Below are 393 nucleotides of genomic sequence, written 5' to 3'. Positions count from 1 at the left end.
TTCTCGGTCTGGGAAATCTGGGGCGCGCTGCTGCACGGCGGGCGCCTGCTGATCGTGCCGCAACTGGTCAGCCGTTCGCCGCGGGAGTGCTACGAACTGCTGTGCAGCGCCGGGGTGACGGTGCTCAACCAGACGCCGAGCGCGTTCCGTCAGCTGATTGCCGCCCAGGGCGACAACGGCCGAGCCCATGCCCTGCGCCAGGTGATCTTCGGTGGCGAGGCGCTGGACACGGCGATGCTCAAGCCCTGGTACGCCCGGGCCGTGAACGCCGGTACGCAACTGGTGAACATGTACGGCATCACCGAAACCACGGTGCACGTGACCTATTACCCGCTGCAGGCCGAGGATGCCCAGCGTGTCGGGGCGAGCCCGATCGGCAAGCGCATTCCCGAC

The 393-nt window shown here is 67.7% G+C and carries 1 protein-coding gene; it reads left to right on the top strand.

The window, feature by feature from the left end:
- The coding region (locus K675_RS30885) for an AMP-binding protein (protein ID WP_037006660.1) at window positions 1–393 on the top strand (393 nt) is incomplete at both ends.

Origin of the sequence: Pseudomonas fuscovaginae SE-1 (genome assembly GCF_000364705.1) — a bacterium.
Taxonomy (GTDB): Bacteria; Pseudomonadota; Gammaproteobacteria; order Pseudomonadales; family Pseudomonadaceae; genus Aquipseudomonas; species Aquipseudomonas fuscovaginae_A.
Note: the sequence above shows the minus strand (reverse complement) of the source record. Positions and strands in the feature narration are given on the sequence as shown.